General features: G+C 55.2%; 16 protein-coding genes and 1 other annotated feature (1 of these 17 only partly in view). Of the genes, 3 read left to right on the top strand and 13 right to left on the bottom strand.

Features of this window, described 5'->3' with window-relative positions; genetic code table 11:
- Window positions 1–37: 37 nt before the first annotated feature.
- Both EPIR_RS09640 and cls read right to left on the bottom strand, forming a co-directional pair.
- Window positions 38–361 carry an HI1450 family dsDNA-mimic protein gene (locus EPIR_RS09640; protein ID WP_023655190.1) on the bottom strand — a complete coding sequence of 108 codons (324 nt, stop codon included), beginning with the start codon at window positions 359–361 and terminating at the stop codon, window positions 38–40.
- A gap of 45 nt (window positions 362–406) precedes the next feature.
- The gene (gene cls / locus EPIR_RS09635) at window positions 407–1,867 is read right to left on the bottom strand and encodes a cardiolipin synthase (protein WP_023655189.1); all 1,461 of its coding nucleotides are present in this window, start codon (window positions 1,865–1,867) and stop codon (window positions 407–409) included.
- 169 nt (window positions 1,868–2,036) lie between these two features.
- Here cls and EPIR_RS09630 point away from each other — a divergent pair, with 169 nt between their 5' ends.
- Window positions 2,037–2,210 (top strand): YciY family protein, encoded by a 174-nt coding sequence (locus EPIR_RS09630; RefSeq protein WP_023655188.1) that lies wholly within the window; start codon window positions 2,037–2,039, stop codon window positions 2,208–2,210.
- A 42-nt stretch (window positions 2,211–2,252) separates the two neighbouring features.
- Here the strand turns inward: EPIR_RS09630 and EPIR_RS09625 are convergent, their stop codons facing one another.
- Window positions 2,253–2,549: a YciI family protein gene (locus tag EPIR_RS09625; protein WP_023655187.1), complete on the bottom strand. Its 297-nt coding sequence runs from the start codon at window positions 2,547–2,549 to the stop codon at window positions 2,253–2,255.
- A 202-nt stretch (window positions 2,550–2,751) separates the two neighbouring features.
- Here EPIR_RS09625 and tonB point away from each other — a divergent pair, with 202 nt between their 5' ends.
- Complete coding sequence (tonB, locus tag EPIR_RS09620; RefSeq protein ID WP_202813331.1) at window positions 2,752–3,483, top strand: TonB system transport protein TonB; 732 nt, start codon at window positions 2,752–2,754, stop codon at window positions 3,481–3,483.
- A 55-nt stretch (window positions 3,484–3,538) separates the two neighbouring features.
- Here tonB and yciA read toward each other — a convergent pair whose 3' ends face one another.
- The 3 genes from yciA to EPIR_RS09605 form a co-directional block, all read right to left on the bottom strand.
- The gene (gene yciA, locus EPIR_RS09615; protein WP_023655185.1) at window positions 3,539–3,967 is read right to left on the bottom strand and encodes an acyl-CoA thioester hydrolase YciA; all 429 of its coding nucleotides are present in this window, start codon (window positions 3,965–3,967) and stop codon (window positions 3,539–3,541) included.
- Between the two features lie 74 nt (window positions 3,968–4,041).
- Entirely contained in the window at window positions 4,042–4,578 is a 537-nt protein-coding gene (locus EPIR_RS09610) for a septation protein A (RefSeq protein WP_023655184.1), read from the bottom strand.
- A 76-nt stretch (window positions 4,579–4,654) separates the two neighbouring features.
- The gene (locus EPIR_RS09605; protein WP_023655183.1) at window positions 4,655–5,392 is read right to left on the bottom strand and encodes a YciC family protein; all 738 of its coding nucleotides are present in this window, start codon (window positions 5,390–5,392) and stop codon (window positions 4,655–4,657) included.
- A 384-nt stretch (window positions 5,393–5,776) separates the two neighbouring features.
- Here EPIR_RS09605 and ompW point away from each other — a divergent pair, with 384 nt between their 5' ends.
- Window positions 5,777–6,409, top strand: a complete 633-nt coding sequence (gene ompW, locus EPIR_RS09600) for an outer membrane protein OmpW (RefSeq protein WP_023655182.1) — start codon at window positions 5,777–5,779, stop codon at window positions 6,407–6,409.
- A 51-nt stretch (window positions 6,410–6,460) separates the two neighbouring features.
- On the opposite strand, the gene EPIR_RS09595 is transcribed toward ompW, so the two are convergent.
- The 7 genes from EPIR_RS09595 to EPIR_RS09565 form a co-directional block, all read right to left on the bottom strand.
- Window positions 6,461–6,775: a BON domain-containing protein gene (locus EPIR_RS09595; protein WP_023655181.1), complete on the bottom strand. Its 315-nt coding sequence runs from the start codon at window positions 6,773–6,775 to the stop codon at window positions 6,461–6,463.
- Between the two features lie 150 nt (window positions 6,776–6,925).
- Complete coding sequence (gene trpA / locus EPIR_RS09590) at window positions 6,926–7,732, bottom strand: tryptophan synthase subunit alpha (RefSeq protein ID WP_023655179.1); 807 nt, start codon at window positions 7,730–7,732, stop codon at window positions 6,926–6,928.
- The gene (trpB, locus tag EPIR_RS09585) at window positions 7,732–8,922 is read right to left on the bottom strand and encodes a tryptophan synthase subunit beta (RefSeq protein ID WP_023655178.1); all 1,191 of its coding nucleotides are present in this window, start codon (window positions 8,920–8,922) and stop codon (window positions 7,732–7,734) included. Before trpB ends, trpA begins: the two co-directional genes overlap by 1 nt.
- A gap of 14 nt (window positions 8,923–8,936) precedes the next feature.
- Window positions 8,937–10,298 (bottom strand): bifunctional indole-3-glycerol-phosphate synthase TrpC/phosphoribosylanthranilate isomerase TrpF, encoded by a 1,362-nt coding sequence (gene trpCF / locus EPIR_RS09580; RefSeq protein WP_023655177.1) that lies wholly within the window; start codon window positions 10,296–10,298, stop codon window positions 8,937–8,939.
- Between the two features lie 2 nt (window positions 10,299–10,300).
- Entirely contained in the window at window positions 10,301–11,299 is a 999-nt protein-coding gene (gene trpD / locus EPIR_RS09575) for an anthranilate phosphoribosyltransferase (protein ID WP_023655176.1), read from the bottom strand.
- A gap of 14 nt (window positions 11,300–11,313) precedes the next feature.
- Entirely contained in the window at window positions 11,314–11,892 is a 579-nt protein-coding gene (locus EPIR_RS09570; protein WP_023655175.1) for a glutamine amidotransferase-related protein, read from the bottom strand.
- The gene (locus EPIR_RS09565; protein ID WP_048697275.1) at window positions 11,892–13,454 is read right to left on the bottom strand and encodes an anthranilate synthase component 1; all 1,563 of its coding nucleotides are present in this window, start codon (window positions 13,452–13,454) and stop codon (window positions 11,892–11,894) included. Before EPIR_RS09565 ends, EPIR_RS09570 begins: the two co-directional genes overlap by 1 nt.
- 25 nt (window positions 13,455–13,479) lie before the next feature.
- Window positions 13,480–13,565: a sequence feature (Trp leader region), on the bottom strand (it continues 12 nt past the right edge of the window).

Genomic DNA, 13,565 nt, shown 5'->3' with positions numbered 1-13,565 from the left:
TGGCTGCATCGCAGCCACGCTCAACTCGCCGGATGACTCACTCTTTCCACAGAATGTGGCACAGCTTGTGGTCTTTCTCACGGCAGATCAGCACGCGGGCAAAGACGTCGTTAATCGGCTCTCCGTCAGCTTCGCCAAGACCAATCAGCACCTCGGCAAAAAAATCCGGGTTAAGATCGAAGTCGACATGTTCTGCCCAATCTTCGGCGGGATCGTGCAGCTCAGCACCGCCACGCTCCTCAAACTGAAGATTAAACAGGATCACATCGGCAGGATCGAGATTATCGACGGCCAGCTCAAGGAAAATATCGTAAGCCTGTTCCAGCGTTTCATCTTCGCTAAGGCGGTTGTTCAAATCCATAATCGTTCCTGTGGTGCCCGGAGGCGCTGTGCATTTCGGCTCGTTTTACAGCAATGGACTGAAGAAGTAAAACAGTCGTTCAACAATACGTTGCCAGTAGGCGCGGTGCGCCCAACGTTTAGCATCGACCAGACGGGAGCGGGCCATATAATCCTCCTGAACCCGTGCCAGGTCGCTGCCGAATCCGTCGTCATCAATCACCAGCGTGATCTCAAAGTTGAGCCACAGACTGCGCATATCAAGGTTGACGGTGCCGACAAGACTGAGCTGCCCGTCGACTAAAATACTTTTGCTATGTAGCAGGCCGCCTTCAAACTGATAGATTTTCACGCCCGCAGCCAACAGCTCACCAAAGAATGCTCTACTGGCCCAGCGTACCAGCAGCGAGTCAATATGGCGCGGCACGATAATGCTCACCTCAACGCCGCGATAAGCCGCCGTGCAGATGGCATGCAGCAGATCGTCGCTGGGCACAAGGTAGGGAGTGGTCATAATCAGCTGCTCGCGTGCCGAGTAGACTGCCGTGAGCAACGCCTGATGGATCATATCTTCCGGGAAACCTGGACCTGAAGCGATGACCTGAATAGTGTGGCCACTCTCCTGTTCAAACGGCATCACGTTATCATCGGGTGGGGGCGGCAGAATACGTTTGCCGGTTTCAATTTCCCAGTCGCAGGAGTAGATAATCCCCATAGTCGTTGCCACCGGGCCTTCCATGCGCGCCATCAGATCGACCCACTGACCGACCCCGGCATTCTGTTTAAAGAAGCGCGGGTCGACCAGATTCATGCTGCCGGTATAGGCAATATAATTATCGATCAGCACCACTTTGCGGTGCTGGCGCAAATCCATGCGGCGCAGAAACACGCGCAGAAGGCTGACTCTTAGCGCTTCCACCACATCAACGCCAGCATTACGCATCATCGCAGGCCACGGACTGCGGAAGAAATTGACGCTGCCTGCGGAGTCGAGCAGCAGACGGCAGTGCACGCCACGGCGTGCTGCGGCCATCAGCGCTTCCGCCACCTCATCAGCGTGCCCGCCGGGTTGCCAGATATAAAACACCATCTCAATGTTGTGACGCGCCAGTTGAATATCTCGCACCAGCGTAAACAGCGTTTCATCGGTGCTGGTTAGCAGTTGTAGCTGATTGCCCTTGACGCCGGCAATGCCCTGGCGTTTTTCACACAGCTGGAAAAGCGCTTGGGCAACGTCACTGTTATCTTTGGCAAAGATATGATGACTGGATTTCAAATCGTTCAGCCAGCGAGCGGTAGAAGGCCACATGGTGCGAGCCCTCTCGGCCCGACGCTTGCCCAGATGCAGCTCCCCAAGAGAAAGGTAAGCGATAATACCCACCAGCGGCAGGATATAGATAATCAGCAGCCATGCCATGGCTGAGGGCACCGCGCGCCGCTTCATCAGAATGCGCAAGGTGACGCCGGCAATCAATAACCAGTAACCGAATACCAGCAGCCAGCTCATCACGGTGTAAAAAGTGGTCATTAAGTGAATAGTCCCGTTCACACATAAGTGTTGTGAGTTTACGTGCAGATCACCGCGCTGCAAACCTTAAAGCGCCAAACTGCGGAAAGAGATCGGACCTGACAACGTGCCGTTAAGGTCTATAATGCGCCGCGAGTTTCCTTATACAGATATTCAGACAGAGGCTGCTATGAGACGAAGTAAAACAGAAGTAGCGCGTTGGCGCATGATACGCCAGGTTCAGCGCCGCCGGGCGCGCTGGTTAGAGGGACAATCACGTCGTTATGGGCGCATGCATTCGTTCCGACATCAGCTCAGTCAGCAGCAGCGCCGCTCGATTCTGTTTATCACCCAGATCCCTTGATCGCCTGACCCGGCCCGGTTTCACCGTCGGGGCTGCGATCGGTCAGAAAGTGCGTTTGAAAGGTTTCACCGTGACCTGCTTGTAGACACCCGCCGCAATGTACGGATCGTCCTGTGCCCACGCCTGTGCCGCTTCCAGCGAAGTGAATTCAGCAATGATAGTTGATCCACTGAATCCCGCGACACCCGGTTCGTTACTGTCAACCGCTGGCATCGGCCCGGCGATGATCAGGCGTCCTTCGTCTCGCAATACCTGTAGGCGGGCAACATGAGCAGGGCGCACGGCACCGCGTTTTTCCAGAGAGTCGGTATTATCTTCTGCGTAAATGACGTACAGCACGTTGAGAACTCCTGTCGGGGGTGAAATTCGGGTTCACGTTAAGCGATCGATAACATTTGTGCAAACTAAAGATTATCCAGCGGTTATTAAGGGCGGTTTGATAAACTTTAAGGTGCGAACCATCGATTATCGTAGCGGCCTTATTGAAATTGATTGCTATTTGCATTTAAAATCCTCGCTTCACATGTTGACCAGAAAAATTATGACGACGCTGATAAACGATTTACCCCGCCGCTCACCGCTGCCGCTGCTTGGCTCGATCGTATTGCATGGAGCGGTCATCGGAGCCATGCTGTATGCCTCCTTCCATCAGGTCGTAGAAATGCCCAAAGCGTCTCAGCCCATTAGCGTATCGATGGTGGCACCTGAAATTCAGCCGGAGCCACAGACAGCGCCGCCTGATATTGCGCCAGAACCTGAAGCGCAAGCCGAACCCGAACCCGTGCCTGAACCTCCTGTTCCGGAGCCGGTCGCTATCCCGAAACCTGAGCCCAAGCCGGAGCCAAAACCAAAACCTAAGCCTAAGCCGGTGAAGAAAGAGGTGGTGAAGCCGAAGCCGCAGGTTAAGCCGCACCCATCCGCGCCGCTCGAGACCCGGCCAGCCGAACAGACTAAACCCGCAACCGCGCCGAAAAATTCGCCATCTCCGTCCAGTGCGGTATCCAACGGACCGCGTGCGCTGAATGTTGGTAAGCCGTCTTATCCTGCCCGTGCGTTTGCCTTACGCATTGAAGGAAAGGTGCGCGTGCAGTTTGATGTTGACAGTGCGGGGCAGGTGGACAATATCCGGATATTGTCGGCAGAGCCGCGCAATATGTTTGAACGTGAAGTGAAGCAGGCGATGCGCAAGTGGCGTTATGAAGTGGGCAAACCTGGGAAAGACCTCACCATGAACATCCAGTTTAAGATAAATGGTGGGTCGAGCATCGAGTAAGCCAGCAGACTGCGGGCGCAGATTGTGTCAGCGCCCGCAGCGGTAAGAGGGGGAGTTATTTTGCTGTATCCGGGGCCTGATGGCTTTTCCCCTGCGGCAACGGGCGGGGTTTCCCTTCTTTATCGACCGCAACGTAGATAAATACCGCTTCGGTGGTGCAGTAGCGTTGACCAATCGGTTCCGATGACACTTTTTTGATCCACACTTCAATATTAATCGTGATAGAACTTGTGCCCGTGCGAATACAGCGTGCGTGGCAGGTCACCACATCACCTACCGCCACCGGCTTCAGAAAGGTCATGCCGTCAGCCCGCACGGTAACCACACGTCCTCCGGCAATTTCCTTAGCCAAAATCGCACCGCCCATGTCCATTTGTGACATCAGCCAGCCGCCAAAAATATCACCGTTAGCATTGGTATCGGCCGGCATGGCTAGCGTGCGCAGCACCATTTCGCCCTGCGGGGTTCTCTGTGATTCGCTCATGATATGCTCTTTAAATGATTTGCAGGTGTTGTCTTATTATTCACCCGGCGAGCGGCTTGCCGGGTGGTTGTCGATTATTTTTCGTCTTGTGGCATCAGGCGATAAATATAGATACCGCTCAACAGGGTAAACAGCAGCGTCAGGCCGCTTAGGCCAAAGACTTTGAAGTTCATCCATGTATCCTGGGAAAGCCAGAACGCCACGTAAATGTTGGCTAAGCCGCAGGCAAGGAAAAAGAAAGCCCAGGCCAAATTCAGGCGTCGCCAGGCCGATGCCGGCAGATTGATCTCTTTACCCAACATCTTCTGGATCAGCGGCTGTTGCATAAACCATTGGCTGAAAAGCAGGGCGATAGTGAAAAGACCGTAAATAATGGTCACTTTCCATTTAATAAAATCAGGATTGTGCAGGGCTATCGTCAGGGTGCCGAAGATGGCAACCAGGGCAAAGGTGAATAGCGCCATCTTTTCTACTTTGCGATAAAGCAGCCAGCTGACGGCGAGGGCGATAGCCGAAGCAACGATCAGCGCGCCGGAAGCGACGAAGATGTCGTAAAGCTTGTAGAAAATAAAAAACACCACGAGGGGGAGAAAGTCGAGTAACTGCTTCATAGCGGCTTCCAGGTAACAGGCGAATGCGAAATATCATTATCCCATGAAATGCCTCTGTCGAGGCATTCACGATTCATTAACGTAACAGCATATACAGACGAGACAAATAGATAATTATTATGGCTGAGAGCAGGTTGCTCAGCGCGTTAAGCACCACCGATGCAACGTCCGGTGGCAGCACCAGCAGCGCAGAGGCCAGCAGCAGCAGTATCAGTTTTGCCACTATCCACAAAATGACCGCCGGGGCGACCAGTTTCATCTGGCTCCAACCGAGGCGAACGCTGGTACGCATTGCCGCGAATACGCCGACCTTCTCTGTGGTTATAATCATCGGGGACAATGCCAGAGTGACCGCCAGCAGTACGCCCGGAACCACCAGAACCATAAAGCCGAGCTGGATAATCAGCGTCATCAGGAAGGTCAGCAGCAGCAGGCGCGCCAGATAAGGGGCGGATGCGCCAATAGCGCGGAGTGCACTGACCCGCTGCCCGGACGAAACCATCGGGATCAGGCTTAGCATACCGCCCAGCAGCAGCACATTCCCCACCAGAGAGGCAAAAGTACCAGCGGCCGAAGCGTGCAGCAGTACCTGCTGCTGCTCTGGCGACATGCTGCGCACCATCTCCATCAGGCTGCTGGCGGAACCCGCCGCCCCATCACCGAGGATCTGCATCTCGTCGATGCCCGGCGTCAGTGCCTTGCCGATAAGCATGGTGATAAATGAAGTCAGCAACGCCATCAGAACAATGGTGACCAGCTGATGACGGAAAAAATTCCCCGTGTCACGGTATAGCGAACCCGCCGTGATAGACATGTACTCTCCTTGAAAAAGCCGGTTTAAAGACCCGGCGATTGTACATGCTCCGAAGGGGTACTGGCACTCTGATTGACATAACTTTCGTTTAAAGAGGGATTTGCGCCGACGGGTGCCAGAACGGCGCGCAATGTCATCGTATATTGCCAATGATCAACTGGCGAAAAGAACGCCAATATATGCGCCTTCAGACAGGTTTTTGTTTTCTACGGCATTGTCGAAATTGATCTAAATCAACGCTATGTTTTATATCGACTTTATGGCTATCAATTCGCATGATTTTTGGCATAAATCCGGGTAAATATGTGTCGTCTAATTTGGCTTACGGCCTCCATGCAGGTCATGTCAGAGCAATACGATAATATTTAAAGCAGAGGAGTGGTGATGAAGTTAAGAGCATTAGCACTGGCGGTCATCGCCATGCTTCCGGTCGTCGCGTCGGCCCATCAGGCCGGAGATTTCTTTATGCGTGCCGGTTCGGCAACCGTGCGTCCAACCGGCGGGTCTGATGATGTGCTGGGCCTGGGCGAATTCAGCGTTGATAACAATACCCAGCTTGGTCTGACCTTTACTTGGATGGCAACCGACCATATTGGTATTGAATTACTGGGAGCCACACCGTTTCGCCACAAAGTGGGACTCGGCCCAACCGGCACGCTGGCGACGGTGCGTCAGTTGCCGCCGACGCTGATGGCACAGTGGTACTTTATGGACGATGTCAGCAAATGGCAGCCTTATGCGGGGGTTGGGGTCAACTACACCATGTTCTATGACACAGACTTTAACCAGACCGGGCGTGATGCCGGGTTGAGCGATCTGAGTGTCAAAAACAGCTGGGGGATCGCCGGACAGGTGGGGTTGGACTATCAACTGACGCCTGAATGGATGCTGAACGCCTCGCTGTGGTATATGGACATCAACACTAAGGTGAGATTTAACGCGGGAGAAAACCGGCAGAGCATTGATACCCGAATCAATCCGTGGGTGTTCTTTATCGGTGCCGGCTACCGCTTTTGATATGATGCAAAAAAGGCGCGTTCAACGCGCCTTTTTGAAGGTTATTGCTGATTACTTAATCTGCATGTTGTTAACCACAGATTTCACCCCGGCTACGCCACGGGTGACTTCCACCGCGCGATTTGCCGACTGAGGTGAGCTAACAAAGCCGCTAAGCTGCACGCGACCTTTAAACGTTTCGACATTAATTTCAGTCGACTTCAGTGATTTATCGCCCACTAACGCCGTTTTGACTTTGGTGGTCACCACCGTATCGTCAATATAACCACCCGTTCCTTCTTTGGTCGCGGTCGGTGCACAGGCACTGACTGATAATGCGACGACGGCTGCAATCACGGCACCTGACAAGACTTTAATCAATTTCATTGCTGACTCCCTGTTATTAATAACATTGCGTGTTACCGACAAATGGCGGTGTGCAGTAAGTTTTGTCGATGAATGCAATAAATGCAAATTCCAGACACAACAAACAGAAAGAAAATAATGCCTTATGGTCAAGATAAGGCATCGCAGGGATCAGCTTCGCGTTCCGGCTTTAAGGCTCGTGGCAAAGGCAGTCAGTTCTGACAGCATCAGCGCAGGCTCGTCCAGATTTTTCTCAATGATTTTGACCACGGCTGAACCTGAAATTGCGCCTGCCGCCCCGGCCTCAATCGCCTGCCTGACCTGTGAGGCTTCTGAAATACCAAAGCCTTGCAGTGCCGGAGCAGCATGATACTCGCGCAATTTATCCACCAGATGTTTGAGCGGTAGGCTGGCGCGGGTTTCTGAACCCGTCACCCCGGCACGCGACAGCAGGTAGGTGTAACCCCGGCCGTGAGAGGCAATTTCACGCAGCAAATCGTCACTGGCGTTGGGTGGGCAGATGAAAATCGGCGCGATGTTATGGCGCATGGCCGCCTGGCGGAAAGGAGCAGACTCTTCAACTGGCACATCGGCCACCAGCACCGAATCGACGCCAACCTGCTGGCAACGGGCATAGAAGTTATCGATGCCGTTGGAGAACACCAGGTTAGCATACATCAGCAGGCCAATCGGCATCTCTGGGTATTTGTGACGAATAACCGCCAACATGTCGAAACATTGCTCTGGCGTCACCCCGGCAGCGAAGGCGCGCAGGTTAGCATTTTGAATGGTGGGGCCGTCTGCCAGCGGGTCGGAGAAGGGAATACCCAGCTCGAGGGCATCGGCACCGCCTGCGACCAGCGCATCAATAATCTGCAAAGAGAGTTCGGGCGTCGGGTCGCCAAGGGTGACGAAGGGCACAAACGCGCCCTCCTTTTTTGTGGCCAGGCGTTTGAAACAGAGATCGTAGCGCTCCATCAGATTTCTCCCTTAGCGGTAAGGATGTCGTGCACGGTGAAAATATCTTTGTCACCCCGTCCGGAAAGATTGACCACCAACAGCTGCTCTTTCTCCGGCTCCTCGCGTATCATCTTCAGCGCATGGGCCAGCGCATGTGAGGATTCCAGCGCCGGAATAATCCCTTCACTGCGGCACAGCGCTTTAAAGGCGTCCAGCGCCTCTTCATCGGTAATCGACACATAGTTTGCACGTCCGATACTGTTGAGATGCGCATGCTGCGGGCCGACGGAAGGGAAGTCGAGACCGGCAGAAATCGAATAAGATTCTTCAATTTGCCCGTCTGTGGTCTGCATCATCGGCGATTTCATACCGAAATAAATGCCGACGCGGCCGTGCTTGAGCGGAGCGCCGTGTTCGCCGCTGTCAATACCGTGACCGCCTGGCTCCACGCCAATCAGTTCTACGCCCGGCTCATCGATAAAGTCGGCAAACATGCCGATGGCGTTGGATCCACCGCCGACGCAGGCTATCACGGCATCCGGCAGGCGGCCTTCCTGTTGCAGGATCTGGGCTTTGGTCTCTTCACCGATCATGCGCTGGAATTCGCGCACGATGGTTGGGAACGGATGCGGGCCTGCCGCCGTACCCAGCATATAGTGTGCGGTTTCATAGCTGCCCGACCAGTCACGCAGCGCTTCATTGCAGGCATCTTTCAGCGTGGCGGAACCGCTGTGCACCGGGATCACTTCCGCACCCATCAGGCGCATACGGAACACATTAGGAGACTGGCGTTCAATATCCTTTGCGCCCATATAGATCCGGCATTTCAGGCCGAGCAGCGCGCAGGCGAGTGCCGAGGCAACGCCATGCTGACCGGCTCCCGTCTCGGCAATAATTTCTTTTTTGCCCATGCGCTTTGCCAGCAGCGCCTGGCCAAGGACCTGGTTAGTCTTGTGTGCGCCGCCGTGCAGCAGATCTTCACGCTTGAGATAAAGGCGCGTTTTGCTGCCTTCGGTCAGATTCTTACATCGCGTCAGCGCGGTGGGACGCCCGGCATAATTTTTCAACAGGTCGGTAAATTCGGCCTGGAATGCCGGATCGCTTTGTGCGCTGATAAACGCCTCTTCCAGCTGTAACAAAGCAGGCATCAGGATCTGCGGCACATACATGCCGCCAAACTCACCAAAATAAGGATTTAAACGTGTCATGTTATCTCTCTTGATCAGTAGGCTTTCAGCGTCTGAAACACAGAAGCCATTTTTGCCGCATCTTTTATTCCGGGGGCGCTCTCCAAACCGGAATTAAAATCGAGACCGGCGCAGCCCTGCTGTGCGGCCAGAACGCAGTTGTCCGCACCCAGGCCACCAGCCAGCAGGACGTTATCCAGCTTTTCACCCTTTAACAGCGACCAGTCAAACGCTTTACCGCTGCCGCCATTTCCCTGGTCGAATACATAGCGATCGACGTGCGGCCAGTCGCGTGCGGGCAGGCTGGTGCTGATGCTAAAGGCTTTCCAGATCTGCACCTTTTCAGGCAGGTCGGCCCGCAGCTGACTAATATATTCACGATCTTCATCGCCATGCAGCTGTACCGCATGCAGGTTGAGTTGCTGCGCGACAGTGACAACGTCACTCATGCTGTCGTTGCGGAATACGCCAACATACTTCAGTGCGGCGGCGGCGATAACTTCCTGTGCTTGCGCTGCATTAATCTGACGCGGCGAGCCGACGGCAAAGATCAGCCCACCGTAAATAGCTCCGCACTCCAGCGCTTTGCGCGCATCCTGTGGGCGGGTGAGTCCGCATACCTTGTTCTCACCGAGCATCACCCGCCTGACGGCGGCGGCGAGATTGTCTTCAGACATCAGCGCCGAACCGATCAGGAAGCCGTTGGCGAAATGACTTAGCTCACGCACCTGGGCATAGCTGTTAATACCGGATTCACTGATTACCGTGACGCCATGTGCCACTTTCGGGGCCAGGCGGCGGGTGCGGTCCAGGTCGATCGACAGATCGCGCAGATCGCGATTATTAATGCCGACCACTTTAGCGCCCAGCGCGGTGGCGCGCTCCAGCTCTTCATCGCTGATGGCTTCCGTCAGTACGCCCATATTCAGGCTGTGTGCCACGGCCGCCAGCTGGCGATACTGCTCATCGTTTACTACCGAGAGCATCAGCAGAATGGCGTCAGCCTGATAATAGCGCGCCAGATAGATCTGATACGGGTCGATAATAAAGTCTTTGCACAATACCGGCTGACTGACTGCTGCACTGACGATGGGGAGAAAGTCAAAGCTTCCCTGAAAGTACTTCTCGTCGGTCAATACTGAAATAGCGGAGGCGTAATGCCGGTAAACGCCAGCAATCACCGCCGGGTCAAAGTCCTCACGGATCACGCCTTTAGACGGGGAGGCTTTTTTGCACTCCAGAATAAAGGCAGTACGCGCGCCTTTCAGGGCGTCGTAGAAACTGCGCGTTGCCGGCACTATCTCATTCTGAAATGAAGCCAGCGGCTGCTGCTGCTGGCGTGTCGCCAGCCAGACGGCTTTATCGCGTACGATTTGGTCAAGTACGGTTTCCTGCATGATTATCCTCTTTCTGCCAGTGCGACCACATGCTGCCAGGCTTTGCCGCTGCGAATGGTTTCAAGCGCCTGTTGAGCATTGCGCCGTAGATCCTCATGGCCAAACATTTTCAGCAGCAGGGCGACGTTTGCCGCCACGGCTTCTTCGTGAGCCAGCTGGCCTTTACCCTGGAGTAAACGCGTCAGAATGTCACGGTTTTCTTCCGGCGAACCCCCGGCCAGCGCATCCTGCGGGTGACTGCTCAAACCAAAGTCATCTGGTGTCAGCTGATAACGGGTTATCTCGCCGTCGCGCAGTTCTGCCACCTGTGTGGCACTGTGCAGCGCCACTTCATCCATGCCGCCGCCGTGTACCACCGCCGCACGCTGGTAGCCCAGCATCTTCAGCGTCTCGGCAATCGGCAGAACCAGCTCGGGGCTGTAAACGCCGATCACCGCCAGCGGTGGACGAGCCGGGTTAATCAGCGGGCCGAGCACATTGAAGATAGTGCGGGTTTTCAGCTCCTTACGCACCGGCATCGCATGGCGGAAACCGCTGTGATACTGCGGGGCAAACAGAAAACAGACGTTCAAATCATCCAGCGCCCGACGCGCCTGTTCAGCCGGTAAATCGAGGCTGATACCAAAGGCCGCGAGTAAATCTGACGAGCCGGACTGGCTGGAGACGCTGCGGTTCCCGTGCTTCGCCACTTTCAAGCCGCAGGCCGCCGCGACAAAGGCGCTGGTGGTAGAGATATTGATGCTGTTACTGCCATCACCGCCGGTGCCAACGATATCGGCAAAAGGATAATCCGGACGCGGGAAGGGTTTTGCATCCGCCAGCAGGGCGGTCGCCGCCCCGGCAATCTCCTGCGGCGTTTCTCCGCGCACTTTCATCGCTATCAGCGCGGCAGCCAGCTGGGTGGGTGCCAGCTGTCCGGTAATAATGGCGGTGAACAGCTGCTGGCTTTCCGCCTGCGTCAGGATCTCTGACTGGTATAACTTTTCCAGTATGGTATTCATCAATGGCTCCTTGATTACGCCAGCGCCCAGGCGAGGGTTTGTTCCAGCAGTCGTGCCCCCTGGCTGGTCAGAATGGATTCCGGGTGGAACTGGAAGCCGCATACGCGGTTAGCATCATCGCGCACCGCCATCACCATATCGTTAAAGGTGGCATTGACGGTCAGTTCGGCGGGAATATTGCTGCCGACCAGCGAGTGATAGCGTGCCACCGGCAGCGGGTTGCTCAGGCCGGCAAACATGCCCAGATCGTCATGAAGGATGGCGGAGGCCTTGCCGTGCAGGATCTCCCCGGCCTGACCGACGTGACCACCGTAAGCCTCAACGATCGCCTGATGTCCCAGGCAGATACCAACGATCGGCAAACGACCGCGCAGCTGCTGGAGCAGTTCTGGCATACAGCCCGCATCCGATGGGGCTCCGGGGCCGGGTGACAGCATCAGTACCGGATTTTCCATCTGTTGCAGGCGAGCAATCAGGGTATCTGCCGGGACGTTATTACGGTAAATCGTCACCTGATGGCCGAAGGTGCGTAGCTGGTCAACGAGGTTGTAGGTGAATGAGTCAAAGTTATCGAGCAGCAGAATATCGGCCATCAGAAAATCTCCTGGCAGTGATGAGCGGTGGCGATGGCGCGCAGAACCGCACGCGCTTTATTGCGGCTTTCGTCCGCTTCCGCCTGCGGATTGGAGTCCAGTACTACACCGGCTCCGGCCTGAACCGTTGCCACGCCATCTTCCACGTAAGCCGAGCGGATAACGATACAGGTGTCGAGATCGCCGCTGGCGGTGAAGTATCCGACCGCGCCGCCATAGCTGCCGCGCCGTGTGCCTTCAGCTTTAGCAATCAGCTGCATGGCGCGTACTTTCGGTGCGCCGCTCAGCGTGCCCATGTTCATGCAGGCGCGATAGGCGTGCAGCACATCAATATCGTTGCGCAGCTGTCCGACAACCCGTGAGACCAGGTGCATCACGAACGTGTAGCGATCGACTTTGGTCAGATCGGCAACATAACGCGTGCCGGGCTGACAAATGCGTGCCAGATCGTTACGCGCCAGATCCACCAGCATCAGATGTTCGGCCATCTCTTTATGGTCTGTGCGCATTTCCAGCTCTATGCGGCTGTCAAGATCGCGGTCGAGTGAGCCATCCGCGTGCCGGCCACGCGGACGCGTTCCGGCAATCGGGTAGATTTCGATTTGGTTGCTGACAGCTTCGTATTTCAGCGAACTTTCCGGCGAGGCACCAAACAGGCTGAAGTCACGATCCTGCATAAAAAACATATACGGACTGGGGTTACTGTTTTTCAGCGTGTCGTAAGCGGCCAGCGGTGAAGGGCACGGCAAAGAAAAGCGGCGTGAGGGCACGACCTGGAAAATTTCACCAATGCGGATCGCCTCCTGCATCTGGCGCACCACGGCGCAGTACTCCTCATCGCTCTGGCTGACGCTAAGCTGCATGCTGTCCACCTTCTGCACTGGTAAGGCGCTGGCGGGCTGTGTCATCTGATCATGAAGCTGTTTTATACGGCTTTGCAGACGCATAAACTCAGACGCTTCCGGGGTAAACAGGCTGGCCTGTAGGCGGGCAGTCTGCGTCTGATGGTCGATAACCAGCAGCGTTTCCGCCAGATAGAAGCAATAATCCGGGCAGCGTTGCTGGTTGTTGAGTTCAGGCAACTTTTCAAAACCGGCCACCAGGTCGTAAGCAAACAGCCCGCCAAGCAGCATGGCTTCGCGCTCTTCCTGCGGCGACTGAACCAGAGCAGGGATAAGGCGCAGCGCATCAAAAACTGACAGGGCGCGCAGGTTAGCATCTTCATCCTGGATCCGATCATTGTGCGGAAACACCAACTCACGGCGATCGGGATGCACACGGTTGGTCACCGATGAAGGCAATGCGGCATCCAGCAGCGGCAACAGTGCACGCCCATTGGCCGACAATGCCTCGATCTGCACGCGATTATCCAGTGCGCTAATGCGCAGGGCGCTGTCAACAATCAGCAGGCTTTTCAGATTGCATTTACTGTCGACATCGGCAGACTCCAGCAGCAGCGTCTCGGAACGCGCCGCGCAGAGCTGATGGAAAACCGCAGCCGGATCTTCGCGGTAAGGCGCGCTGGCGGTAATCAACTTCACTGTTGGTTTGGCATTTTGCATAAATGATGTTCTCTGTATTTTGCTCAAAAAAAAGCCCGCGTTATGCGGGCCTGAGTATCTGCACATCGTTATAACCGTGCATGACAACTTCGCCCGTCAGGGAGAAGTGCG

Origin of the sequence: Erwinia piriflorinigrans CFBP 5888 (genome assembly GCF_001050515.1) — a bacterium.
Taxonomy (GTDB): domain Bacteria; phylum Pseudomonadota; class Gammaproteobacteria; order Enterobacterales; family Enterobacteriaceae; genus Erwinia; species Erwinia piriflorinigrans.
The sequence above is the reverse complement of the archived record's forward strand: the minus strand, read 5'-3'. Positions and strand labels throughout refer to the sequence as shown.